The organism is Streptomyces sp. NBC_01520 (assembly GCF_045040375.1).
In the GTDB taxonomy this organism is placed as follows: Bacteria; Actinomycetota; Actinomycetes; order Streptomycetales; family Streptomycetaceae; genus Streptomyces.
The window spans coordinates 7943558-7968350 of record NZ_CP109404.1; the positions used below are offsets into that span (position 1 = coordinate 7943558).

At 69.9% G+C, this 24793-nt stretch carries 17 protein-coding genes and 3 pseudogenes; 8 read left to right on the top strand and 12 right to left on the bottom strand.

Annotation, left to right across the window (positions count from 1 at the left end):
- Positions 1 to 26: 26 nt before the first annotated feature.
- A complete protein-coding gene (locus OG524_RS35690) occupies positions 27 to 1244 on the bottom strand; it encodes a cysteine desulfurase-like protein (protein WP_405385942.1) in 1218 nt (405 codons plus the stop codon).
- A gap of 279 nt (positions 1245 to 1523) precedes the next feature.
- Between OG524_RS35690 and OG524_RS35695 the strand changes: the two genes are divergently transcribed.
- Complete coding sequence (locus tag OG524_RS35695) at positions 1524 to 2714, top strand: MFS transporter (protein WP_405812405.1); 1191 nt, start codon at positions 1524 to 1526, stop codon at positions 2712 to 2714.
- Between the two features lie 87 nt (positions 2715 to 2801).
- Here OG524_RS35695 and OG524_RS35700 read toward each other — a convergent pair whose 3' ends face one another.
- The 4 genes and pseudogenes from OG524_RS35700 to OG524_RS35715 all read right to left on the bottom strand — a co-directional run bounded on the left by OG524_RS35700 (position 2802) and on the right by OG524_RS35715 (position 7389).
- A complete protein-coding gene (locus OG524_RS35700) occupies positions 2802 to 3443 on the bottom strand; it encodes a hypothetical protein (protein ID WP_405385938.1) in 642 nt (213 codons plus the stop codon).
- Positions 3444 to 3617: 174 nt separating this feature from the next.
- Positions 3618 to 4056, bottom strand: a pseudogene (locus OG524_RS35705) (VOC family protein).
- A gap of 426 nt (positions 4057 to 4482) precedes the next feature.
- Entirely contained in the window at positions 4483 to 6249 is a 1767-nt protein-coding gene (locus OG524_RS35710) for an ABC transporter ATP-binding protein (protein WP_405385937.1), read from the bottom strand.
- A 204-nt stretch (positions 6250 to 6453) separates the two neighbouring features.
- Entirely contained in the window at positions 6454 to 7389 is a 936-nt protein-coding gene (locus OG524_RS35715; protein ID WP_405385935.1) for an LLM class F420-dependent oxidoreductase, read from the bottom strand.
- A 274-nt stretch (positions 7390 to 7663) separates the two neighbouring features.
- Between OG524_RS35715 and OG524_RS35720 the strand changes: the two genes are divergently transcribed.
- The 7 genes and pseudogenes from OG524_RS35720 to OG524_RS35750 all read left to right on the top strand — a co-directional run.
- Positions 7664 to 8392, top strand: coding sequence for a transposase family protein (locus tag OG524_RS35720; RefSeq protein WP_405812541.1), 729 nt, complete (start codon positions 7664 to 7666; stop codon positions 8390 to 8392).
- A gap of 157 nt (positions 8393 to 8549) precedes the next feature.
- On the top strand, positions 8550 to 9134 hold the full coding sequence (locus OG524_RS35725) for a TerD family protein (RefSeq protein ID WP_405393000.1): 585 nt from the start codon (positions 8550 to 8552) through the stop codon (positions 9132 to 9134).
- Between the two features lie 1869 nt (positions 9135 to 11003).
- On the top strand, positions 11004 to 11663 hold the full coding sequence (locus OG524_RS35730; RefSeq protein WP_405812406.1) for a helix-turn-helix transcriptional regulator: 660 nt from the start codon (positions 11004 to 11006) through the stop codon (positions 11661 to 11663).
- Positions 11664 to 11711: 48 nt separating this feature from the next.
- Positions 11712 to 12182: a DUF3291 domain-containing protein gene (locus OG524_RS35735; protein ID WP_405812407.1), complete on the top strand. Its 471-nt coding sequence runs from the start codon at positions 11712 to 11714 to the stop codon at positions 12180 to 12182.
- Positions 12183 to 12364: 182 nt separating this feature from the next.
- Entirely contained in the window at positions 12365 to 12733 is a 369-nt protein-coding gene (locus OG524_RS35740; RefSeq protein WP_405812408.1) for an AraC family transcriptional regulator ligand-binding domain-containing protein, read from the top strand.
- Position 12734: 1 nt separating this feature from the next.
- Positions 12735 to 13199: an AraC family transcriptional regulator ligand-binding domain-containing protein gene (locus OG524_RS35745; protein WP_405812542.1), complete on the top strand. Its 465-nt coding sequence runs from the start codon at positions 12735 to 12737 to the stop codon at positions 13197 to 13199.
- A pseudogene (locus OG524_RS35750) lies at positions 13192 to 13672 on the top strand (TOPRIM nucleotidyl transferase/hydrolase domain-containing protein); the annotation flags it as partial. The gene OG524_RS35745 and the pseudogene OG524_RS35750, both read left to right, overlap by 8 nt.
- 301 nt (positions 13673 to 13973) lie before the next feature.
- Here the strand turns inward: OG524_RS35750 and OG524_RS35755 are convergent.
- The 7 genes and pseudogenes from OG524_RS35755 to rfbB form a co-directional block, all read right to left on the bottom strand.
- Positions 13974 to 15086 (bottom strand): DegT/DnrJ/EryC1/StrS family aminotransferase, encoded by a 1113-nt coding sequence (locus tag OG524_RS35755; RefSeq protein WP_405385926.1) that lies wholly within the window; start codon positions 15084 to 15086, stop codon positions 13974 to 13976.
- Positions 15087 to 15967: 881 nt separating this feature from the next.
- Positions 15968 to 16420: a nuclear transport factor 2 family protein gene (locus tag OG524_RS35760; protein WP_405808500.1), complete on the bottom strand. Its 453-nt coding sequence runs from the start codon at positions 16418 to 16420 to the stop codon at positions 15968 to 15970.
- Positions 16421 to 16714: 294 nt separating this feature from the next.
- Positions 16715 to 17890 carry a macrolide family glycosyltransferase gene (locus OG524_RS35765; RefSeq protein ID WP_405385922.1) on the bottom strand — a complete coding sequence of 392 codons (1176 nt, stop codon included), beginning with the start codon at positions 17888 to 17890 and terminating at the stop codon, positions 16715 to 16717.
- Between the two features lie 56 nt (positions 17891 to 17946).
- On the bottom strand, positions 17947 to 18549 hold the full coding sequence (locus tag OG524_RS35770) for a dTDP-4-dehydrorhamnose 3,5-epimerase family protein (protein ID WP_405385920.1): 603 nt from the start codon (positions 18547 to 18549) through the stop codon (positions 17947 to 17949).
- Positions 18550 to 18835: 286 nt separating this feature from the next.
- Positions 18836 to 19690 (bottom strand): annotated as a pseudogene (gene rfbA / locus OG524_RS35775) (glucose-1-phosphate thymidylyltransferase RfbA); the annotation flags it as partial.
- A gap of 2067 nt (positions 19691 to 21757) precedes the next feature.
- The gene (locus OG524_RS35780; RefSeq protein WP_405808497.1) at positions 21758 to 23188 is read right to left on the bottom strand and encodes an MFS transporter; all 1431 of its coding nucleotides are present in this window, start codon (positions 23186 to 23188) and stop codon (positions 21758 to 21760) included.
- 524 nt (positions 23189 to 23712) lie between these two features.
- Positions 23713 to 24675, bottom strand: coding sequence for a dTDP-glucose 4,6-dehydratase (rfbB, locus tag OG524_RS35785; protein WP_405385917.1), 963 nt, complete (start codon positions 24673 to 24675; stop codon positions 23713 to 23715).
- Positions 24676 to 24793: the final 118 nt, after the last annotated feature.

Here is a 24793-nt window from a genome sequence, read left to right on the forward strand (position 1 = left end):
TATCGCCGGGCGCGTGAGTTCCTGCCCTACGGAGTGGGGGAGCGGCGAAGGAACGCGGCGAGACCCTCCAACAGCCGCTCGACGTCGCTCCCGTCGGTGTAGGGCGACAGCCCCACACGCAGTCCGCCGACGTCACCCAGTCCGAGGTGGCGTGAGGCCTCGATCGCGTAGAAGGACCCGGCCGGCGCGTGCACCCCCAGTCCCGCCAGACAGCGGTAGGCGTCCGCCGCGTCGAGCCCGTCGAAGGTCAGGAGCAGCGTGGGCGTGCGGTCGGCCGCCCGCGAGTGGACCGTGACACCGGGCATCGACGCGAGTGCCTGCTCCAAGGGAGCGCTCACCGCGGTTTCGTGTTCCTCGATCGCGGCGAGCGAGGACCGCAGGCGTGCGCGCCGTCCGCCTGACGAACCGCCTGCGAGACCGGCGAGGAAGTCGACGGCGGCACAGGTGGCGGCCAGCGACTCGTACGGCAGCGTTCCCAGCTCGAAGCGCTCGGGAACCGTGTCCGTGGACGGCAGCAGCTTGTCGGGGTACAGGCTTTCCAGCAGGTCCGGCGCGGCGGCCAGGACACCGTGGTGAGGGCCGAAGAACTTGTAGGGCGAACAGACGAAGAAGTCCGCGCCGAGCTCGGCCACGTCCACGAAGCTGTGCGCCGTGTAGTGCACACCGTCGACGTACAGCAGCGCGCCGGCCTCGTGGACGAGACGGGAGATCGCGGCGATGTCGGGGCGTGTACCGATCAGGTTGGACGCCGCCGTGACGGCGACCAGCCGGGTCCGCCCGTTCAGCAGGTCACCTACGGCGGACGGCGGCAGTTCGCCGGTCAGCGGGTCGAAGTCGGCCCACCGGATCACGGCACCGGCCGACCGTGCGGCCTGCAGCCAGGGGCGGATGTTGGAATCGTGGTCCAGCCGGCTGACGACGACCTCGTCGCCGGGTTCCCACGACTTCGCCAGCAGGCGGGCGAAGTCGTACGTGAGCTGCGTCGCGCTGCGCCCGTGCACGATGCCCGAGGGCTGCGCGCCCAGCAGATCCGCCATGGCCTGCCGGAAGCCGCCGACGAGCGCCTCGGCGTTGACCTCGCCGGGCAGACCCGTCCCACGGATCGACAGGGGCCGGCTCAGCGCGTCGGCGAAGGCCTCGATCACGGGGGTCGGAGTCTGCGTCCCCCCGGGACCGTCGAAGTGCGCGGTACCGGCTCGCAGGGCGGGAAACAGGGCGCGCAGGGCACCGACGTCATACGTCACGGAGGCTCCTCACAGGTGAGAGCCGGTTCTGCGCCGGCGCGTTCGCGGAACACACACGGCCGGCCCGGCCCTTGGGGCGACTAGAACGAGTCGCGGTTCGGGACGATCATCGCAGGGCGCCTCGACGCCCGGTGAGCGCGCTCCCCTCGAAGGCGGCGCCCTGTGGCGAACCGGCCGGCCCGGAGCCGCCCGCGGTTCCGCACGGACAACCCCGTACGGCGGCGGCACGCCGGGCACGCCGAACCGGTCCCGGCGGCGCCCGAAGGTTAGCGTCGGCCCATGGACGGTGATCGTCAAGGGTGGCGCCAGTGCTTCCTCAGCGGTGCGGTGTTCCTGGTGTGCATGGCAGGCACCACGCTGCCCACCCCTCTCTACGGCCTCTACCAGGAGAAGTTCGGATTCTCCGAGCTGACGGTGACCGTCGTGTACGCCGTGTACGCCTTCGGGGTCATCGGCGTGCTCCTCTTGACGGGCAACGTCTCCGACGCCGTCGGCAGGCGGCCCGTGCTGCTGTGGGGCCTGGGATTCGCCGCCGCGAGTGCCGTCTGCTTCCTGTGCGCCACCGGCCTGCCCTGGCTGTTCGCGGGGCGGCTGCTGTCGGGCCTTTCCGCCGGCCTGTTCACGGGGGCCGCCACGGCGTACGTGATGGAGTCGGCACCGCGCGGCGGCACCTCCAGGGCCACGTTCGTGGCGACGGCCGCCAACATGGGCGGGCTCGGCTGCGGGCCCCTGCTCGCCGGGTTGCTCGCGCAGTACGCGCCCTGGCCTCTCCACCTGCCGTTCCTCGTGCACCTCGCGCTGCTGGGCGCATCGGCCGTCGTCCTCCTGGGCCTTGCGGAGACGGTGAAGGAGCGGCGCCCGCTGCGTACCGTACGGCCCCGGCGGCCAGGTGTGCCCGCACAGGTACGTGCGGTGTTCGGGCCCGCGGCGATCGCCTCGTTCGTGGGCTTCGCGCTGTTCGGCGTCTTCACCTCGGTCAGCCCCGCGTTCCTCGCCGAGTTCCTGGACGTGGACAACCACGCTGTGAGCGGGGCGGTTGTCGCGCTGGCGTTCTTCGCCTCGACCGCCGGACAGCTGCTGGCCGGCCGGATCGGCGTCGGCCGGTCGTTGCTCTGGGGCTGCGCCGGGCTGTTCGGCGGGCTGGCGCTGCTCGCGGGTGCGCTGTGGTGGGACCTGCTCCTGCTGGTGGTGCTGAGCGCGTTGGTCGGCGGGAGCGGTCAGGGGCTGGCGTTTCGCGGGGCGCTGTCCGCAGTGGCCGGGGCGAGCCCGGCGGACCGGCGGGCCTCGGTGATCTCGACACTGTTCGTGGTGGCCTACGCGGGAATCTCGGTGCCGGTGATCGGTGTCGGGGTACTGTCCGGACGGATCGGTCTGGAGGACGCGGGACTGGTCTTCATCGCCTGCATGGCTGTCCTGGTCCTGACCGCGGCGGTCTATCTGTTCCGGCGGCCGGTGCGGGAGCCGAGGTGAACGGGCGGTACGACGGGGGCCGGTGCGGCCGTGAACCTGCCGAGCGGATCCTCGGCCGCAGGAACGGAGCGGCGGGCGGGCCGACGTTCACCCCACGCAGGCCTCGAGGGTCCGGTGCCCGCATCGCAACGTCGGGTGGACCAGGCCCACTTCGATCGGCATGGGCTTCCCTGCCTTCCCGTCCACCACGGTCTGGCAGCTGTGGCCGGAGATGCCGAGCATGGGGACGAGGACGGCCTTCGGGATGTCGCTGCAGCGTACGAGGTCGGGCCCGCCGAAGTTGTTGTAGACCTGGTTGGCGGCACCGTCGCGAGTGAGGATGCCCCTGCGGGGTTCAGCGCTCCACTGGACCCGGTTTCCGCGGGTGTCCGACGCCGGTCCCACGATGACGTCCCACTCGACCTCCAGGCCCTCGAACGTGCTCACGCACACGGCCTCGGCGCCGTCCTTCAGCACGAGGTCGGCAGGACACCGGGCGGTGGTCTCCCCGTCGGTGTTGGCCATGTCGATCGTCTTCCCGCGCAAGCCGGAGGCAACGACCTCGGGGAAGTCGTCCCCGGGCTGCGCCCATGGCATCGGCAGGTCGGACGGCTGCTGGACCGGATGGGCGACGGCCTGGGGCAGTTCCGGGAAGGAGTAGTCCTGCGCGCCGTCGTCCGAATCGGACCCACAGGCCGTGAGCACCAGGCCCAGGCCGCCTATCGCCGCGATGATCCTCTTCGTACGCATGCCTGAACCCTAGTCGGCCGCGCTACCGCCCGTCCGATGGTCCTCCGGGGCCCAGTCGCAACTTCGGGCGAGTGCCTACCCCCTGCTCCGTGAGCCGACGGCATGCCCGGCCGCCTGTGCGGCGCCGGGGATGCGGACCCGCCGCCGGTCCCGACACAGGCACTCGCTCGTTCGTCAGCGTGCCGACAGTTCGCCGGGAGCTTCCTGGACGACCCGGCCGTTGCCGTCCGGATCGCTGAACGACATGAACGAGTTCCACGCCTCGCCCTTACCGTCCTCCCAGCCGTTCGCTCCCACGTGGCGGACAGGGGAGACCTCCGCGCCGCGGCCGACGAGTTCCTCCCTGGCCGCCTCGATGTCCGTGACACAGACCTGCAGGCCCTGAAGCGTCTCGGGGGCCATCGTCTTCATCCCAGGGTGCCGCGGGCGTTCCCCGGAGCATCGCGATCGAACACCGGGAGCCCGGCGGGGTCATCTGGATGATTCGCATTCCGGGGGCGATCTCGTCATCGAGGTCCAGGGTGAAGTCGGCCTTCTCGGCGTAGAACGCCTTCGCCCGGTCCATGTCGGTGACCGGGACCGGGACCGGGATGACTTCGAGTGTCCAGTTCATGGAGATTCTCCTCGGAGCGGCCCGCACGGCCCGGCCGGGCAGGCCGTCCCGGACGAAGCCACGTGTGTACCGGCGCCACGGCGAGTACGGAAGCGGCTCCACCGTCACCCACGAGGGCCCCCGCAGACCGAAACGCCTATGTGTCCCCGTACATCGACCGTTCTCCCGGGTCCGGGTCGGTCCGGCGCGGCGGAGTGGCCGGCCAGGTCGCGAGGGTGCGGGCGTGGTGCGGCTGCCGGTACCCCGCGGTCGCACCGGCAGTCGGTAGCGTGGCCGCCGAGGAGACGTGGCCGGTGCTGTGCCGACTCCTCGCATCGAGTCGGCCCGGCGGCATACACGGCGCCCTGCGGCAGGGCCGGGGGAGTACCCGCCCCTGCCGCAGGGCCGTATCCGACACGGCGGCGGCGAATTCCCGGCCGGCAGCACCTAGCTGTGCACGGCCGGCTGCAGTTCCGCGTACGTACCGCCTCTGGAGAGGAGCTCCGTGTGCGTCCCCGCCTCCGTGATCCTGCCGCCCTCCATCACGACGATGCGGTCGGCGCCCTGGATCGTGGAGAGGCGGTGCGCCACCACGAACACGGTGCGTCCGTGCACGAGACGGGCCAGCGCTTCCTGGACGAGTGCCTCGGAACGGTTGTCCAGCGCCGATGTCGCCTCGTCGAGAACCAGGATGCGCGGGTCGCGGATCAGGGCGCGGGCGATGGCCAGACGCTGCTTCTGGCCGCCGGACAGGCGCGCCCCCCGCTCGCCGACCACCGTGTCCAGACCGTCAGGCAGCCCCTCCACGAATTCGAGAGCGTTCGCATCCCGCAGGGCACGTCGCAGTCTCTCCTCGTCGATGTCGTTGAGGCCGTAGGTCACGTTGTCGCGGATGCTGCCTTCGAACAGGATCGATTCCTGCGGCACCACGGACAGGAACCGGCGGTAGCTCCGCAGGTCGAGCGTTGCCATGTCGACACCGTCGAGGAGGATGCTGCCCGTCGTCGGCCGGATGAAGCCGATCAGCAGGTTCAGCACCGTCGACTTGCCCGCGCCGGACGCGCCGACCAGGGCGATCGTCTCGCCGGGACGCGCAGTGAGGGTGAACGCGTCGACAGCCGGGGCCGCCTCGTCGTACGCGAATCCGACCTGCTGGAAGTCGATGCGGCCGGTCACGCGCTCCACCGGAGCCTTGCCCTCGTTGCTCTCCAGGTCAGGAGCCTGGAGCACCTCGCCGACGGAGCGCACCGACTCCAGCCCCTTGCTGATGACAGGAGCCAGTCCGAGCAGTGTCGTCACCGAGCTGGTCAGCACGGTGAAGAAGGTGCTGAGCATGACGACGTCGCCGGGCGTCACCGGCAGCAGCCCGTGATACGCGACGAGGCCCGAGCCTGTCAGGCAGAGGACTCCGAGGATGTTGAGCATCACCCAGGCCGCGGAGTTGAAGCGGCCGTTCATGACATCGAGCCGGAGGCCTGCCGCGAAGACCTGGCGCAGGGAGCCGTCGACGCGGCCCAGTGCGGCGCGTTCCAGACCGTGGGCACGGGTGATGGGGATGAGCGTGGTCATCTCGCCCACGTGCGAGGAGAAGTTCTCCATCTCGCGCCGGAAGTGCTCGTTGTGGGTGCGCAGCCGATGCCGCAGGCGCATCACCAGGAACCCGGCCGCCGGGACGACTATCAGGAACACCGGCAGGAACTCAGGAGTGCGGAATCCGATGACGACGAGGCCACCCGTCAGGGTCACCAGCGCACCCAGCCCCATGTCGGAGCTCTGCTGCACCATCTGCTCCACCGACTCCACGTCCCGGACGACCTTGGTCTGCAGGACACTGGAGTTGACGCGAGCGTGGTAGCCGATGGACAGGTGCTGCAGCCGGCGGCACAGGGCCGAGCGAAGAGCCGTGCCCATGCGGCGGATGCTGCCGCCCAGCAGGCGTACGTACCACTGGTGCAGCGGATAGTTGATCACGAGGATGAAGAGCAGGATGCCGGTCGCCTGCCACAACTCGGCCTGCGGGCCGTGCTGGATGACGACGTCCAGCACCGTCGCCGTGATCAGGGGCATCAGCCAGATGGGGCTGTGCTTCACGACGAAGATGCAGGCGGCGAGCAACAGCGCGCCACGGTCGGGGCGGAAGAGGTGACCGAGGGTGCGCACCGGGTGCTCGCCGCGGTAGCAGTGGTCCAGGTGATTGGGGACGGGATGCTTCATGGCACCATCTCACCGCATCTTCGACAGACGGGAAAGCGCTTTCTCGATCGACTGCCGTGGGGTGTCGCGGGGCGTGTCGGCGCCATGTGGCATCGATTCCCGGAGTTCGTATCCGTCTCGACCGGTGGGTGTCGCGCGGCTTCGGGAACCCGCGCGACGTGCGGAACTGAGCGGACCGGCGGCGTCCTGTCGAAGGCCCGCTCCTCAGCCCGCGAGATCGCCGAGGAGTTCCCACGTACGGCGTCGGTCGGCGTCGCCGGCGATGGCCGTTCCTGAGAACACCACTTCCGTGGCTCCGGCATCCCGATAACGCCGCACCTCGGCGGCGACCGTGCGTTCGTCGCCTATCACGGCCACGTCGCCCGCCCGTGCGCCGCCGGAGAGTTCCACGACCCGTGCGTAGGAGGGGATCTTCTCGTAGGCCGTGAGCTGTTCGGTCGCGACGGCGCGCGCGGAGGCGACGTCGTCGGTCACGACGCCGTGCACCAGGGCCACGATTCTGGGCGCTGGCCTGCCCGCCGCCTCCGCCGCGGCGGTCACCGCCGGCACGATGTGGTCGGCAAGGGCACGAGGCCCGGCGAGGTAGGGAAGGATTCCGTCCGCCAACTCGCCACTGACTCGTAGTGCCTGAGGCCCCATCGCGGCGACCAGTGTCGGCACACCGCCTTCGGCTCCCGGGACGCGTGCCGGGAGCGGTGTGGTGGCGGTGAGCAGCTCACCGTGGAAGTCGGCGGTGCCGGTCTCGGTCAGCTGGCGCAGGGCGGTGAGGAATTCCCGCAGGCGAGCGATCGGCCGTTCGAAGGGGATGCCGAAGCCGTCCTCGGTCAGGTGCTTCGTCCCGAGAGCGAGTCCGAGGTGGTACCGGCCGTGCGTCGCCGCCTGCGCGGTCTGGGCCTGGCTGGAGACGATCAACGGGTGGCGGCCGAAGACGGGGATCGCGGACGTGCCCACCTGTAGCTCGGGGACTTCACGCCCGACGAGCGCCGCGAGTTGGGGTGAGTCTGCGCCGAAGGACTGTCCGAACCACGCGGAACGCAGTCCGACAGCCGCCGCTTCCCTGGCAAGTCGCACCGTGTCGTCGATCTGTTTTTCGGGGCTGGGCGTCTGGACCGACGTCTGGAGCACCACTCCTACAGTCATGTCAGTTCGAACGAGAGGGTGACGGGCGAGCATTCCGGTTCACGTGTGGCAGGTTCTTGTCAGGTATGTGTACGCGTGTTGCCCGCCGCGGAATTCGAGTCCGCCGCTTGGTCGCGGTCCTCCATGAATACGGCACCGATACCCGGGCGCCCTGGTGCGTGAGGGGCGATCGGCGGCTTGCGCCGTGCCCGTACCCGACGGCGCCCATTTCGCGACCCTGATGCGGAGGGTGACGGTGACGTAAAACGCTATTACGTTCTGTGAGTAAACGGTGATGAATGGGGTGGACCGTTCCATCGTTCCATCGTCTCCGCCGCGATCCGCGAGGTCAGACTCCTTGCTCGCCGCGCGGGGCTTCGCCATCCCCGACCGCCCCGGTCTGCCCGTCCGCACCCTGGACGACCTGTTCGCCTACGCAGATGCCGAAGGCGTCGACATCCGGCTCGACGGCACGGAAGTCCAGGTCCGACGCCCGCGCGCGGGTCGCTCCGGACGCAAAGCCTTCGTCCCGGGCAAGAAGAAGCAGAACACGATCAAGACCACCACATTCAGCGACCACCAGGGCCGCACCCTGTTCTCCGGCGTTGTCCGCCCGGGCCGCATGCACGACCGAACCGCTGTGCGTACCGAGGGCATCGCCGAACAGTTCCTCCTCCACCCCGTTGTGCACGCCGAGGCCGACTCCGGCTACCAGGGTCTGGCCAAGGAGTTCCCGTCCCAGGGGCAGCCCCCGCCGAAGAAGCCGGCCCAGGACGCTCCCGACGGCGACAGCGTGCCTGGCGCGAGGCGCGCAGGCGTCAGTCATCGGCCCGCATCGTGGTCGAACACACCAACGCCGAGTACAAGCAGTGGCATCCGCTTCAGCGCTACACCGGACGCCGCGAGGACTACGAGCAGACCCACCTCGCCATCGCCGGCGTGGTCTCCGACCTCGCGGCCCGACGTACGACCCCGTCGCCTCAGGAGCACCGAACTCGTGCCCGTTCGCGCCACAGCCTGCTGAATCATCGACCAGCCGAACCGCCAGACCAACACGACCCGACCTCAATATTCCCCGAGGTCGTTACCGCAGGCCGCGCGTATCCGCCCCGGGAGGGCTCGGTACCTGGGGGACCAGGCACACTTCAGGTGTAGCAATCTCGCGACCAAGAGGATCACGCATGATCACGTTGAAGAAGGAAGACGGTCCCGCCGACCTCGGTGGGGTGACCCACCTGTCCATCGGGGTGTCCTGGGACCCGACCGTGGGGAGCAGCGGAGGACTGCTGGGCAAGCTGCGGCAGAAGGCCGGCACCGACCTCGACCTGATCGCTGTCGCGATGCAGGGCGCGGAGCCCGTACGACTGGCCGGACTCGACTCCCTGGACCCGCTGGGCAACGGTTCCTTGCAGCACAGCGGGGACAACCAGACCGGGCGCGGCGACGGCGACGACGAGACGGTGACGGTCGAGTTCGCCCGCGTACCGTCCAACATCACCGCCATCGTGTTCATCGCTGCCGCGTACAAGAAGCGGAGCTCCTTCCAGAACGCGCGGAACATCAGCTTCAAGGTCTACGACGCGACCGGGGGCACCACCCAGCAGGTCGCCGACATCTGGCCGAGCCTGCTGACCGACGACAACGGCTGCGCCGTGGCCAAGGCGATTCGGGACGGTGCGGGCTGGAAGCTTCAGGTGATCAACGAGACAGGCAAGATCAAGCAGGGCGACGAGCGTGCCCTGATGCGCTTCGCCGTGAGCAAGTAACGAACGTTCCGGCGCTGCCGCGAAGGCTGGACGGCCGGGCCGTGTTCTCCCGGCCGGATACGGAGAACAGCCAGGCGCGCGGCGCAGCCGGATTCCGGCGGTGCGCCGCTCCGGGGACCGTGCCCGCTGCCGCCCTTCGGAACTGGCCGGCGCGCGGCAGCGCGGCGTATACGCGGACGGGACCGCTGCCACGGACGGCTCATGGCGTTGACGGGCTCAGAGGTTTCCAGACGCCGGAGCGAACGGGGACGACCAGCAGACGCCGCCCGTACGAGCGGCTGCTGGTCGTTCACCGGCCTCCGCCGGCGCGTCACTCCCAGCGCGTCGCCCACCGGTGCGGGGACACGCGGACTCGTGCCCTGCCGGGACGACCGAGGTGACTTCCGGATCATTCACCGCTGTTCGCGGCAGTGACCGGAAGATCCGTTCCGCGCGGGCCTTGCCGGTCACCGCCGAGATCCGGTCGACGTCCGCACGCTCGGCCTGGGGCAGCGGGGCACCGTACCGGTCTCGGGCACCGGTGGCCGCGGCGAGGAGCCGATCCGCGCTCCGGTAGCGGCCGGCCGGCGCACGGGCACCCGCCGGCCCCTCCAGGGCCAGTGCCACCGCGCGAGATCGGTACGCCGGGCCGCCGCAAGGCCCCGGCGGTGTGTGGTGAGCGCGGTCGGCGCATCACCATGCAGCTCGGCGATGAAGCCCAGCTCGGCCAGGATCAGAGCCGTTCCGTGAGCGCTGTCCAACCGCAGGTTCCACTCCAGCCAGGCGTTCAGATACGTCTCGGCGTCGTCGCCGGCCCTGCCTCCTCGCCGGCAGGCCGAGCCCGATGTCGGCGAGCTCCTGGCCCGGACGGTAGCCGTGTCCGGCAGTCAGGTCGCGGGCCCGCTCGTGGAGTTCAGCGGCCTGCTCGTCGTCGCCCGTCAGCAGGGCGATCCTGCCCAGCCCCACGAGGTGCCGCGCCGCCTTTGTCCACAGGCCGAGTCCTTCGCTGAGGCACAGGGCCGAAGCCATGGTGCAGTGTGGCCCGAGGACAGTCGTCCGTGATCTCCGCGAGTGTCCCCAGCACGGCGGCCGCCTGAGCCTGACCTCAGTCGTCACCCAGGTCCTGGAAGGTGGCCGATACCTGCTCACCGTCGGCCCGCGCGCCTCCTGGGACGTGGCAACCCGCCCAGCTGCCCGGGGGAGGCGGCGGCGTCGGCTTGTCGCGGCTTCACAGCCGACGACCTGGAGGCCTGGAACGTCCTGGCAGTGGGCCGCTGTCGGGACGGCCTGCCGGGCGGGCGGACGGTCGCCGGTGACCGGCACGTCGCTGCAACCGTTGACGCTGTGGCCCACAACCTCGGACGGCAGCAGGACGGCCGTCCCGCGGGTCTGCCTGTGCACGTTCGTCGCCCACGAGTAGTCGTCGGCCGGGTCGTGCGGCGAATAAGACAAGAGGATCTTGGGCGCCTCGGCGATGTGCAGCCGGCGCTGCGGGTTGGTGCCGCGGGGTGTCCACCGCCCGCCCGGCCGATGCGGCAGGTCATTCCCGCACAGCGGTGATGTCACGACCGTGAAGTGAGCAGGAACTGGTGGATTCGCACCACTGCTGACGGTTCTCACCCCGGGCGGTGGCCCGGGGTGGGGTCGGGCGTGAGGCACTGCTGGAACGAGTGCATGGCGCGGGGTGTTCTGGTCGTGCCGGACGCCACCCTCGTCGAGGTCTTCCTGCTTCTGGTCCGCGGTCGTGGCTGTGGTGGAAGTGCGTAGGTCTTTGCGCGGGTCTGTTCCGGCAGTCGTTGTGCGGCTGGGGGTGAGGGGTGGCCGACGCCGTCGGCGTCGATGGATGATCGCTCCGCCGGTATCAATGAACGTTGGTTATAGAATCGGGCCGTGAGCAGTGAGGATGCCGCCCTGGAGGCGTTGGTCGTACTGGGTGATCCGGTGCGGCGTGGACTGTATCGGCATGTCAGCGGGACGCCGGGCGAGGTGGGGAGGGACGCGGCGGCCGAAGCGGCCGGGATCTCCCGTTCGCTCGCGGCGTTCCACCTGGACAAGCTGGTTGAGGCGGGGCTGCTCGAAGTGTGCTTCCGGCGGCTCTCGGGACGCAGCGGTCCGGGGGCCGGGCGGCCCGCGAAGATGTACCGGCGCGCCGGGGGCGAGCGTGCGGTGTCCGTGCCGCCCCGTTCGTACGACACGGCGAGCCGCCTGCTTGCCGAGGTGGTGGAGCGCGCCGGGCTCGACGCGGAGCTGCAGGCGGCGGCAAGGGCTGCCGGGGAGGCCGAGGGTGGCGAATCGGACAGTGAGGCCGATCCGGCCGAGGTGCTGCGGTCGCGCGGCTACGAGCCGTTCTGGGACGGCGAGACCCTGCGGCTGAACAACTGCCCGTTCCATGTGCTGGCGGATCAGTTCCCCGCTCTGGTCTGCGGGATGAACCTGGCCGGCATCGAGGGTCTGCTCGCCGGGCTGCCGGAGGGTCAGGGGTGGCGCGCGGCGATGGATCCGCTTCCGCAGGGGTGTTGTGTGGCCCTGAGGGTCACCGGGGAATTCTAAAAACAGCATTCGTTGACTTTAGAACGTTCACCCGGGCATGCTGGCCCCGTGAACGCCTTCCACCTTGCCCAGGTCAACGTCGGGCGGATCCTCGCCCCGCTCGACAGCCCCCAACTCGCCGACTTCGTCGCGCAACTCCCGGAGATCAACGCCGTCGCCGATCAGGCGCCCGGCTTCGTCTGGCGCATGGTCGACGACGGCGGAGCCGACTCGACGAACCTGCGCCCCGAGCACGACGACGAGATGCTCCTGATCAACTGCTCGGTCTGGGAATCGGTCGAAGCACTGCGGGACTACACCTACCGCAGCGAGCACCTCAAGGTGCTGACGCGCCGCCGGGAGTGGTTCGAGCGACTTGCCGACTTCCACCACGCGCTGTGGTGGGTCCCGGCCGGGCACCGCCCGAGCGTCGCCGAGGCGATGGACCGCATCGCCCTGATCCGCGATACCGGCGAAGGGCCCGGCGCGTTCACCTTCCGGGCACCGCACCCACCGCCGACAGGCCCGCCGGTGACGTGACGGGCGTTCAGGTCGCTGAAGCCGCGTGCTGAAGCCGCGTGCTGAAGCCGCGTGCTGAAGCCGCGTGCTGAAGCCGCGTGCTGAAGCCGCGTGCTGAAGCCGCGCGCTGAAGTCGCGCGCTGGAGTCGCGCGGGAGCCGCAGCCCGGGTGGACCATCCCGGTCGCGGCATTGGCATCGCCCGATGGGTGCGATGATCCGAGGGGCCGGTCTGCGAGGGTTCACGCACCTCGTCGAGGAGCTCGGTGGTGACTGGGACGGGTACGTACGGAGGTTCGCGATCTCTCCGGAGGCGCTCACGTCCGAGGAGGGATTCGTCCCGATCACCAGCCACGACCTGATGCTTGACGAGGCCGCCCGTTGCCTTCGGTGCCCTGATCTCGGCCTCCGCCTGGCCCAGGGCCAGGACATCGGTATCCTCGGCCGGCTGGCACCGGCCATCCAGGCGTCGTCCACGGTGGCCCAGGCGCTGGGGTGCGCGTCACGGGTTCGTGTTCGTGCACAGCGCGGCGCTGAGCAACGATGTCGAACCGGATCCGTGGGGACGCCGTGAGGTGGTCGCGCTGACCTATCGCAAGGACCCGCGCGAGTCCCCGTACTTCCCGCAGGTCATGGAGCTCGGGATCTCCCTCTTTCACCAGGTTGCGGTGGCACTGGTCGGTGGGCCGGCCGGCCTCCGGTCGGTGGAGCTGCCGCATCAGCCCCTGTCCCCGGTGTCCCGGTACGCCGAATTCTTCCGCGTGGACGTGGGGTTCGGGTCCCCGGCCGCCGCACTCCGCGTGGAACGGCAGGTCGGTTCCCTCCGGCTGCGGACGGATCGCCCCGGGCAACTCGCTGGAGCCGGAGAGGCCGAACAGTCACGAAATGACGCACAGGACCGCTGCAAGGCGGTCCCCGTTTTGGGCAGGGCGTTCGTGATTTCCTCATCACCCGGACCAGGGAGTGCCGGAGCTGATCGTCGGCCGACGAGTTGGTTTGGTGCGGTGGTGGCCATGGGCGGAGATTCGTCCCATGGCTGACATGAGATCGTTCCGGGTAGCGGTGTCCGCGTGGGCGGCCGGTGGCCCCGGTGACCCCGCGCATGAGCTGGCCGCGCGATTGTCGGCCCGTTCGGCCGTCCTGCTCGAAGGGCCGAGCGACGCCGCAGCAGTCGGGCTCTGGCCGCGAGCCGCGGCCGGGACCTGGCGGCCGAAGGGGTCTGTGTCCTGGCGATGGGCGGGGCGATGGGCATCGCACGCTTTGCCGGTCTCCTCGGCGCACCGGGCCTGGGCCTTCGCCTCACGGGCCTGTGCGACGAGGCGGAACGTCACTACTACGCCCGCGGCCTGGAGCGGGCGGGCGCTGCGGAGCAGGAGTTCTTCATCTGCGCGGCGGACCTGGGGGGGCGAGCTCATTCGCGCGTTGGGCGTGGGGCGGGTGGAGGAGCTGGGGTCCGGGGAAAGGGGATCTACGTGCGCTGCGGACCTTCATGGGGCAGCCGGTGCTGGTCGGTGGGTGTGGGCTTGTGGTGTGTGTTAGGTCCTTGGTCTGCCGTTCGTCCTGAGGAGCATTGAAGGTATCTGGTTCAGGCTGAGATGCCTGGTTCGGGCGAGGCATTCTCACCGAACCTGAATCTGATCCTGAATCTGAGCCTGGATTCGGGTTGTTCTCTCAGGTCTTTGAGTTTGATGGTGTGTTTGCTTGGCTGGGTGATTTGTTGGTTCTGATGGTGTGTTTGTTTTGTGGGTTGCTTGTTGGTGGGGCTTTGGCTGTTGGGTTGTGGTGGTGGGTTGTGTCTTTTCTTTTTGTTTGTGTTACCAGCCGGTTTTGATGGTGTGGGTGATGTGTTTGAGGTGGGTGGGGGTGAGCCACCAGCCGACGGGGATGGAGATGTGTTGGTGGGTGAGGGTGTCGAGTTGGGGGAGGGGGGTGGTGTAGGGGTGGGTGGTGGTGTAGTGGTCGTTGCGGTGGTGGATTTCGCTGGTGGTGATGCCGTTTTGGTTGAGGTGGTGGGTGAAGGCGGTGCGGTTTTCGACTTTGAGGGTGTAGTAGAGGAAGGAGGGGTTGCGGTCGGGTTTGCGTTGGGTGAGTTGGAGTCCGGGGGTGTGGGCGAGTTCGGTGTCGTAGTAGGCGGCGTTTGCGCGGTGTTTTTCGAGGTTGGTGTCGGCGAGGGTGAGGTTGGCGAGGCCGATGGTGGCGTTGATGTCGTTCATGTTGGCTTTGTAGCCGTATTCGGGGATGTCGTTTTTGAAGCGGTTGGGTCCGCTGTCGCGGTCGATGCCGTACCAGCGGAGGCGGCGGGCGCGTTCGAGGAGGTCGTCGTCGGGCAGGACGAGGAGGCCGCCGTCGCCGGTGGTGAGGTGTTTGACGGCCTGGAAGCTGTAGACGGCGATGTTGCCGTGGCCGCCGAGGGGGGTGTTTTTGTAGGTGGCGCCCCAGGCGTCGGCGCAGTCTTCGATGACGCGGGGGCGGTTGCCGTGGTCGTGTTCGGCCTGGTCGAGGATGCGGTTGAGGTGGTCGAGGTCGACGGGGTAGCCGCCCCAGTGGACGAGGACGATCGCGCGGGTGGTGGGGGTGATTTTCCGGGCGAGGTCGTCGAGGTCGAGGTTGAGGGTGTCGGGGTCGGTGTCGACCCAGCGGATGCGCATGTTGTTGGCGAGGATGGGCCAGTTCGTGGCGGTGCAGGTCAGGGCGGTGGCGAGGACTTCGCCGTCGTGGGGGGTTTCGGTTGCGACGAGGTGGAGGGCGAGGTGGAGTCCGGCGGTGGCGCTGCTGACGGTCAGGACGCGGGGGTTGTCCAGGCGTTGGGCGAGGGCGTGTTCGAGTTCGTCGACTTTGGTGCCCTGGCCGATGTAGCCGCTGTCCAGGACCTGGCCGACGAGTGCGGATGCCTGGTGGGACATGGCTACTTTGAAGAGGGGGATCATGTGTGTGGTTCCCTCGGTGGGTGGGGGCGCCCGGTGGGCAGGGTGTGGGTGGTGGGGCGGGCAGGGGTGTCGGTGGTGGGCGGGGGTGGGGTTTGTGCGTGGGTGACGCGGGCCGGTGGTGGGAGTACGGGCACGGGTACCCATGCGGTGCCGGCGGTGCGGTGCCGGTAGAGGTGTCCGGTCACACGGGTGCCGGTGTATCCGCCTGTGGGCAGCGGATCGGCGGACGAGGGGACCGGATGCCAGGTACCGTCGGAAGGCCGGGTGATGCCGTCGGTGACAACCCGCCCCTGGGCGCTGCCCGGTCCGTGCTCTGCGGCCCGGACGGTGCCGGTGCTGGTGCCCGTACCCCGGTTCTGGTGTGTTCACCGGTACCGCAGCCCGCGCCAGCACCTGTGCTGGTGTCTTCACCGGTACCCGGTCTTCACCGGTACCCGGGGGCACCGGTACCCGGTCTTCACCGGTACCCGGTCTTCACCGGTACCCGGGGGCACGGGCACCGCAGCCCGCGCCGGCACCCGGACTTCACCGGCACCCTGGGCGCACCGGTACGGGAGTGTGCGGGCACGGACCCGTACCGGTGCGGTCGTTTGGGCGGTGTTTTCACCGGTCCTGCGTTGTGCCGTCCCGGTCCTGCGTTGTGCCGTCCCGGTCCTGCGTTGTGCCGTCCCGGTCCTGCCGTCCCGGTCCTGCCGTCCCGGTCCTGCCGTCCCGGTCCTGCCGTCCCGGTCCTGCGGTTCCGCGTCGTGCCGGTTCTGCGTTGTGCGGTCCGGGTGCTGTGGGTTCCGTGTGGTTCCGGTCCTGCGGGTGTTGTGGGTGTTGCGGTTCCGGGTGTTGTGCGGGTCCTTGTGCTGCGTGGGTGTGTGCCGGGTGTGCGGGGTTTACTTGTAGGCGCCGTCGGTGGTCACGAACCGGTTGCGTACGAGCCAGGTTCCGTCGGTGCGGACGAGTTCGTCGTCGCAGAGGGTGTGGTGGCGGAAGTGGACGTCTCCGTCGAGGAGGGTCCGGTTGGGGACGACGTAGACCATGACGTAGCTCTGGGCGCGGACGGTGTTGTCGTCGAGCTGTTCGACGGTGAGCTGTCCGACCCAGTGGCGCAGGATGAGTCCTTCGTGCATGACGCTCTGGTGTGTGATCGCGTTGGTCAGGACGTCGCGGCCGACCAGGGGGTCGGGCATGTCGGCGGCCTGGAACACACCGTCGGGGGTGAAGGTACGGGCCCACTGCGCGCCGTCGCCGCGGTCGAGGATCTTGAGCTGGAGTGCGTAGAACTGCTGGATCTCCAGGTACAGGTCGTGGGGGACGAGCTTGGTGGTGAGGTCGTGTGAGTTCATTTCTGTCTCCTGCGGGGCCGGGTCGGTCATTTTGGTGGTGCCCGTCACCGGGTGGTGACGGTCATTCGGGTGTGGTGGTCACGTGGTGGTGGCTGCCACGTGGCTGTGCTGGCTGCCGGGTGGTGGCGGTCACCGGGGTGGTGGCGGTCGGCCGGGTGTGCTGGTCACGTGGTGGCGGCGACTTGGCTGTGCTGGTTACTGGGTTGTGGCGGGTACTCGGCGGTGCTCGTCGCGGGGTGGGTGGCGGGTACTCGGCGGTGGTGGTCGCGGGGTTGTGGTGTCATCCGGTGGTGGTCACGGGGTTGTGGTGGTGAGGTGGTTGAGGATCGTGTCGGCTGCGCGTGGTGCGCCACCGGCTTTCTGCATGTATCGGCGCATGTCGCGTACGTTGGTCTGGATGACTGGGTCGGCGGCGACGTCCAGGACCGCTTCGCGTAGGGACTGTGCGGTGACTTCTGACGGGGTCAGGACACGTCCGAGGTTCAGCTCGCCGGTCCGCGCGGCGATCATTTCCTCGTCACCGTTGTGTGGGACGGACACGAGGGGTACTCCTGCGTAGAGGGCGTTCATGGTGCTGCCGGCGCCGCCGTGGCAGACGAACGCTCCGGCGTGTTCGAGGACGGCCTGGAGGGTGAGCCAGGGGTGGATCTCGGCGTTGGGGGGGAGTTCGCCGACGGCTTCGAGGTCGACGCCGGGGCCGGCGGCGATGACGACGTGCCAGGGCAGTCCTTCGAAGGCGCGGGCGCACATCGCGAAGAATTCGGGCTGGGTGTTGAAGGTTGTGCCCAGGGAGATCAGGACGACGGGGTTGTCGTTGGCGGGCCGCCAGGTGCCCTGGAGGTCGCTTTCGCGCATGGGGATCCCGACGAACGTGTACTGGTCTTCGGGGAAGGTGTCGGCGTCGGACTGGAACTCGCGTGGCATGAAGGAGATGTTGCGGGGTGCGTCGGACATGAGGTCGTCCAGGGGGACGTCGTGCAGGCCGTGGGAGTCGGCGAACGCGCGGAGTTCGCGGGTGAGGTCGCCGAACAGTCCCTGGGCTGCGTCCTGGGCTTCGGTGAAGTACTGGTGGGAGGCCAGGACGGGGTAGAGCTGGATGCCGGGGATGCCGAGTTTGCGGGACATGACGCGGCCCAGGAACTGCATGGAGATGTCGTAGACGAGGCAGTCGGGGAGGTCGTCGCCGAAGTGGGCTTCGAGTGAGGGTGCGGTGGCGGCCGCTTCACGGACCGCGCCGAGCAGGACGCGGGCCAGCCAGTCCTGTGCGCCGGTCGGTGCGATCGTGCGGGGGTCGAGGGTGGAGGTGTAGGGGATGATGTCGGCGCCGGTGGCGGCGATGCGTTCGGCGACGGCGTCCGCGGCGAGGTAGCTGACCTTGTGTCCGCGTTTGACGAGTTCTTCGACGACGCCCAGGGTCGGGGTGACGTGACCGGCCGCGGGGATGTTCAGGAAGGCGATGTGCCTGTTCATGAGTGTTCCTGTTCCTGTTCCTGGTGTCGGTGTGTGCGCCGGTGGGTGACGCCGGGTCACCCGTGCGGCCGGGCCGGTGTCCGGGTGCGCAGGTCGTCGTAGCGGGGCAGGACGCCCAGGGCTTCGGTCTGGGCGAGTGTCGGTGCGTTCCTGTCCTTGTCGGACAGGATGATGTTGTTGATGGGGGGCCAGGGCAGGGCGAGCTGCGGGTCCAGGGGGTTGATCGAGATCGCTGTGCCGGGGGTGTAGGTGTTGTCGCACAGGTAGGTGACGACGGCGGTGTCGCTGACGGCGGCGAAGCCGTGGCCGAGGCCTTCGGCGATGTACAGGGCGTGGCGCCGGCGGTCGTCCAGCTCGACGGCGAGGGACCGGCCGTAGGTGGGTGAGCCGACGCGGACGTCGACGACGACGTCGATGACCGTGCCGCTCACGCAGGTGACGTACTTCGCTTCGCCGGGCGGGGCCGCGGTGAGGTGGATCCCGCGGATCGTGCCGCGCCGGGATACGGAGCAGTTGACCTGTGCCACGTTCATGGGGCGGCCGGTCCGGGCGGCCAGGCGGTGGGCGGCGAACAGTTCCAGGAACGCGCCGCGCGGGTCTTCGTGGACCTGTGGCCTGACGAGGTGGACGCCCTCGATGCCGAGCTCTTCGATCTCCATCAGGGTCTCCTTCTCACCTGGTGGCGCCGGCGCCGACCGGGACCGGCTGCCAGGCCTCTTCGGCCGCGGCTCCCGGCCGGGTCTGTCCGGCGGGCAGGGGCTGCCGGTTCTGCCCGGCGGGGGCGGGGAGGGTTTCCCCGGCGGGGGCGGGCTGCCGGTTCTGTCCGGTGGGGGTGGCGGGCAGGGTCTCCTGCGCGGGGGCGGGGAGGGTGTCTGCGGCGGGGGTGGTGGGCCGGGTGTCGTGCGGGGCGGGGTGGGGCTGCTGGATGTCTTCGGCGGCGGCGTCCAGGAGCCCGGTGAGGTAGGTTCCGTAGCCGCTGGGCATGAGCGGCCGGGCGAGTTCACGCAGCCGGTCGTCGCCGATGAGCCCGTTGCGCCAGGCCGCTTCCTCGACGCAGCCGATCTTCAGTCCCTGGCGTTCCTCGATGACCCGGACGAATTCCGAGGCCTGCACCATCGAGGCGAACGTCCCGGTGTCCAGCCACGCGGTACCGCGGTCCAGGACGGTCACGGAGAGTTCACCGCGGCGCAGGTAGGCCTGGTTGACCTCGGTGATCTCCAGTTCGCCGCGCGCGCTGGGCCGCAGGGACCCGGCGATCTCGACGACACGGTTGTCGTAGAAGTAGAGCCCGGGTACCACGTACCTCGATTTGGGGTGTGCGGGTTTCTCCTCGATGGACAGGACGCGTCCCTCGCGGTCGAAGTCCAGGACACCGAACGCGCTCGGGTTCGCCACCGGGTAGGCGAAGATGTGCCCGCCCCGGGGACGGGAGTGCGCCTTCAGCTGGTCCCCGAGGCCGACGCCGTGGAAGATGTTGTCGCCGAGGATGAGCGCGACCGGTTCGTCCCCGATGAAGTCCGCCCCGATCAGGAACGCCTGCGCGATGCCTCCGGGGCTGGGCTGCGTCGCGTACTGGATCTGCAGGCCCAGCTGTGACCCGTCGCCCAGCAGCCGCTCGAAGGAGTCCCGCTCGGAGGGCATGGTGATGACGAGGATGTCCCGCACGCCCGCCAGCACCAGGGTGGACAGAGGGTAGTAGATCATCGGCTTGTCGAACACAGGCATGAGCTGTTTCGACATGACTTGGGTGACCGGCCACAGCCGGGAGCCGGTCCCGCCGGCCAAGATGATGCCTCGCATGTTCCGGAGGCTAAGGACGCCGCCTATAGCGCCGATCGAGGCCGGGTGGGCGCCACCCCGCCCCCTCACGGCCCGCCCCGCCCCGCGGCGCGAGCCCGCCACCCGCCCCGCCCCGTTCCTGCACGGCACCCCGCCCCCCGTTCCTGCACGGCACCCCGCCCCCCGTTCCTGCACGGCACCCCGCCCCCCTTCCCGTGCGGCGCAGGCCGTTCCCGTTCCCGTATTTGCCTGGCACCCGGTTCCCGTACCCGCGTGGCGCGGGCGGCTCCCGCCCCGTTCTGTACCTGTCCGGCACACGCGGCGCCAGTTCCCGCCCGGCACCAGCTACCCGCCTCATTCCCGCCCGGCACCAGCACCTGCCCGGCACCTCCTGCTGTTTCCGTCCCCCGTCCCCCGTCCCCCGTCCCCCGTTCCCCGTTCCGCTCCCGCACCTGCCGGCACGTGCCCACACGCTGTTCCCGCGCTCTGCCTCTGCCTTGGCTGTGCGCGTACGGCCGGTGCTCCTTCGTCCTCATGTCCCTCGGTGCGGCGCAGGCGCTGCCCCACCCGCCCGCCGGCCGTCGTACGTGTCGTGGCCCTGTACCTGTACAGGTCTGTGTCCGGCTCCCGGCTTGTGGTGAACCGGCCGAGCCCGTCCGTACGGTGGCGCCGTCACCGTCGCAGCAATGTGTTCCCGGGAGCCTGACCCGGCTATGACCGGTAGCCGCACGGGCGGCACCCCCGGGGCGTGGGCGAACCCGCGTACCTGGGGCGGCACCCCCCGGGGGGCGTGGGCGAACCCGCGTACCTGACTTCACCGGCACCGGCCTCGGTGCCGGTACTGGTACTGGGGAGGGGCGAGGGCCGGGTCGGACAGGCGGGGATGGAAGGTGACGGTCCAAGACCGGGGGAGGCGATGGCGGGCAGGGTGCCGGCTGCGCCGCCCCGTCGGTGACCGCTCGGCCGTGCCCGCACGGTTCATCCGCTGTGAGCCGGCCCGGAGGATCGCCGCTTTGGCGGGCGGCCGGATCCCGGCGGCAACCTCGCAGGGCAAGGCGGCAGGACTGCTGTTCCTGCAGCCGGCTTCCGGACGGCGTGAGGGCGTACCGGACGGCCTGGAACTGTCACGCCACCGGGTACGCCGTTTCCGGGGCGGGATCATCACCCCTTCCAGGAGGGCTTGTTTGCCGGATGCGTCTTTGCTGTCGCGGTCGCAGTCTGGCTGCCGGGCGGGGCGTAGGGTGCGGGCGTCGCCGGGGTCCGGGGCTGCCGCCGGGTGGCGAGGAGGGGACCAGGTCCGTGTGCGGTGTCCAGGACGGCTGGTGCACGACCGGTCGCGGCTGCCGCCTGGTGAACGTGCTGCGCGGCGCCCGGGCCTGACGGTTTTGTGCGGCGAGGATTCTCCGCCGGTCCATGTGGGCCGTCAGGTTCTGCGTTTGTGTGGTGCGGGTCTCCGCGACCGCACACCGTGCCGGGGGCGGCCCGTCACGGCCCCGTACGTACGGCGCCCTTCGGGGAAGACCCGCCCGCACCGAACTGTTCCGCCCCGCCCGCCCCGCCAGCCCCGCCAGCCTGCACTGTCCGCACTGTCCGCACTGTCCGCATCCCGTCTCCCGGCCCCGACGCCAGCCCACAGCCTCTTCCGGGCCCGTCCGCCCCGCCCGTTTGCGTGCCCGGTCCCTGGCCGCAGCCCCAACTGCCCCTGGTCCGCTTCCCGGTCCGGTCTCCTGGCCGGTCCCCGTCCGGCCCGCCGCCGCTCCCGGACCGTTCCCGCCCGTCTCTGTGTCTGCGGGCCGGCCGGTGACAGCGAGAAGCCCGCCCGGGGGACCGGGCGGGCTTCTCGCCGCCTGCAACCTGCATGCCAAGACCTGCTGGACCTGCTGGAGCTGCCGGACCTGCTGGAGCTGTCAGCCGGTGGACCACCGGCCGGACCGACCTGCCGGACCGGCGTACCCGGGGACCTGCCGGACCTGCCGGACCTGCCGGACCTGCTGGACCTGCCGGACCTGCCGGAGCTGTCAGCCGGTGGACCACCGGCCGGACCGACCCGCCGGACCGGCGTACCCGGGGACCTGCCGGCTCTGCCGGTTACCGGGTCCCGCGGGGGACCGCTGCCGCGGCCGCGAGGCTGAGGGCGAGCAGGACCCCGGTCGCGAGGAACGCGACTCCGTAACCGGACACGAACGCGTGGGCGTCGGGGGGACCGTCACCGGCGACGTCCGCGGTACGGGTCTGTGCCAGGGCGACCATGATCGCGAGGCCGGCCGCTCCGCCCAGCGACTGCGAGGTGTTCAGCACACCCGAGGCCAGGCCGTGCTTGTCCTCCGGTACCCCCGCCGTCGCCGCGCCCGCGACCGAGGTGACCACGATGCCCAGGCCCAGGCCGAACAGCAGGGTCGGGCCCAGCAGATCGGTGAGGTAGGAGGCGTTCTCGTCGGCGGCGGACTGCCACACCAGCCCGGCGATCATCGGCAGGAGACCGACCAGCATCATCGGCCGGGGACCGGTCCGCGGTGCCACACCCGAGGACGCGGCCGCGCCGATGAACGCGAACACCGTGAGCGGCAGGAACGCCAGCCCGGTGCGGATGGCACTGTAGTGGAGGACCGTCTGGTAGAGCAGGGTCAGGAAGTAGAACATCGTGGGCAGTGCCGCCCCGAAGGCCAGCATCGTGAGGTTGGCCGCCCACACCGACCGGTTACGGAACAGGCTCAGTTCCATCAGCGGCTGCTCGGCCAGTTTCGCCTGGTCCAGCACGAACACCGCGAGCAGGACCACACCGGTCGTCAGCGAGGTGACGATACGCGCCGATCCCCATCCGTAGTGCTGTCCCTCGGCGAGCCCGTAGACGAGCGCGGCGATCCCCAGGGTGACCGACAGGGACCCCAGCACGTCCAGCTTGGCCTTCTTGCGCAGGGCACCGCCGGAGGCGGTGGTGACCGACATGAGTGTCATGCCCGCGATCAGCAGGCCCAGCGGCAGGTTCACCAGGAACACCCACCGCCACGACATCCACTCCACGATCGCCCCGCCGCTCAGGACACCGATCGCCCCGCCGCTCCCGGACGCCGCACCCCACAGGGCGAACGCCTTGGCCCGCTCGACGGGCTCGGTGAACGTGGAGCTCAGCACGGCCAGCGTCGCGGACGCGATGATCGCACCGCCGAAGCCCTGCCCGGCACGGCCCAGGACCAGGGTCGCCGCGTTCGGCGCGATACCGCCGACGAAGCTGAACACCGTGAACACGCCCGTCCCCACCAGGAGCAGACGCCGCCCGCCGAACAGGTCGACCATTCGCCCGGAGAGCAGCAGGAACCCCGCGAACGGGATCAGGTACCCGTTGTACACCCAGGTCAGGCTGCCCGGTGTGAAGTCCAGGGCGTTCTGGATCGAGGGGATCGCGACGTTCACGATCGAGGCGTCGAGGATCACGATCAGCTGCCCCAGGCAGCACACCGCCAGGACGAGTCCGGCCCGGCGCGCCCTGACGGGGGGTGCCAGTGTCATCTGATCGGTCATCGCAGGGAACTCCTTGTTCGGATGGGGGAGCGGACCGGGACCATGACCCGGACCGGAACGGGGTGCAGGTGCGGGTGAGGGCGAAGGTGCGGGGGCCGCCCGGTGTCAGTCAGCACAGAGGTGACGGTCACGCTGCCCGTGCAGGCGCCACGGGGCAGGGAGACCGGATCCCCGGGGGCGGCGGCCGCACCGCCTTCGGCGGCCCCGGAGCCGTCCTTCCCGGGCAGGCCCCCGGCACAGCGCACCGGCCGCACTTTCCTGCCGGTCGCCGGTAACTTCCGGTCGGCCATATCTATCACCCTTGTTCATTTCTGCGAGGCCGGGGCCCGGAACGGCCGCAGGACCGCACCGGACAATCCGGAGAACACACCAGGGCAGCACCCCGGAGAACACCCTTTTTGAATGTGTGAAGAAAATCTTCCGTGCGACAGAAAACCCTCCCGGCAGAATCCCCGGAATCCCCGGAATGCCCGGCCGCCCGGGGAACAGTCCGGCGCCGGGGACACCGAAGTACCCCGGGATTCCTACCCGTTCCACCAGGAGGTGTTTTCCCTGTACCACTCGACCGTGGCCTTGAGGCCCGTCTCGAACGACTGCCGCGGGGCGAAACCCAGCTCGTCCCGTATCTTGCTCATGTCCAGGGAGTACCGCTGGTCGTGGCCGAGCCGGTCGGCGACCCGCTCGACCCTGTCCCACCCCGCCCCGCAGCTCTCCAGCAGACGCCCGGTCAGCTCCCTGTTCGTCAGCTCCGTGCCGCCGCCGACGTTGTAGACATGACCGGGCCGGCCGCCCCGCAGGACCAGCTGAACAGCCAGGCAGTGGTCCGCGACATGAAGCCATTCACGGACATTGCCGCCCTGCCCGTACAACGGGACCCGCCGCCCCCGCAGAAGGTTCGTCACGAACAACGGGATGACCTTCTCCGGATTCTGATAAGGGCCGTAATTGTTCGAGCACCGGGTGATCACGACATCCAGACCATGGGTACGGTGCGCGGACAGCACCAGCAGATCGGAACCCGCCTTCGACGCCGCGTACGGCGAATTCGGTGCCAGCGGCTGCGCCTCGGTCCACGACCCGTCCGGGATCGAACCGTAGACCTCGTCCGTCGACACGTGCACGAACCGCCCGGTCCCGTGCCGCCGGGCCGCGTCCAGCAGGACCTGTGTGCCGAGCACGTTCGTCGTCACGAACGGGCGTGCGTCGTCGATGGACCGGTCGACGTGCGACTCGGCCGCGAAGTGCACGATCACGTCGTGCCCGGGCAGGGTCTGCCCGACCAGCTCCGCGTCACAGATGTCACCGTGGACGAACCGGAAACCGGGATGCTCCGCGACCGGCGCGAGATTGTCCATGTTGCTGCCGTGGCCGAGCCTGTCCAGGACAGTCACCCGGGCGCCGTCCGCCCCGGGAAGCTCGCCGGACAGCAGCGCCCTGACGTACTGGGACCCGATAAATCCTGCACCGCCGGTAACGAAGATCCGCATGCCGGCGACCCTAGGGCCCCCTCCTCGACACCGGCTTGAGCCCCCCGCACACCGGCACGGCCCGCACAGACGGACCCCACAGCCCACCCCCGTTCCCACACTCACCCCCAGCCGCCCC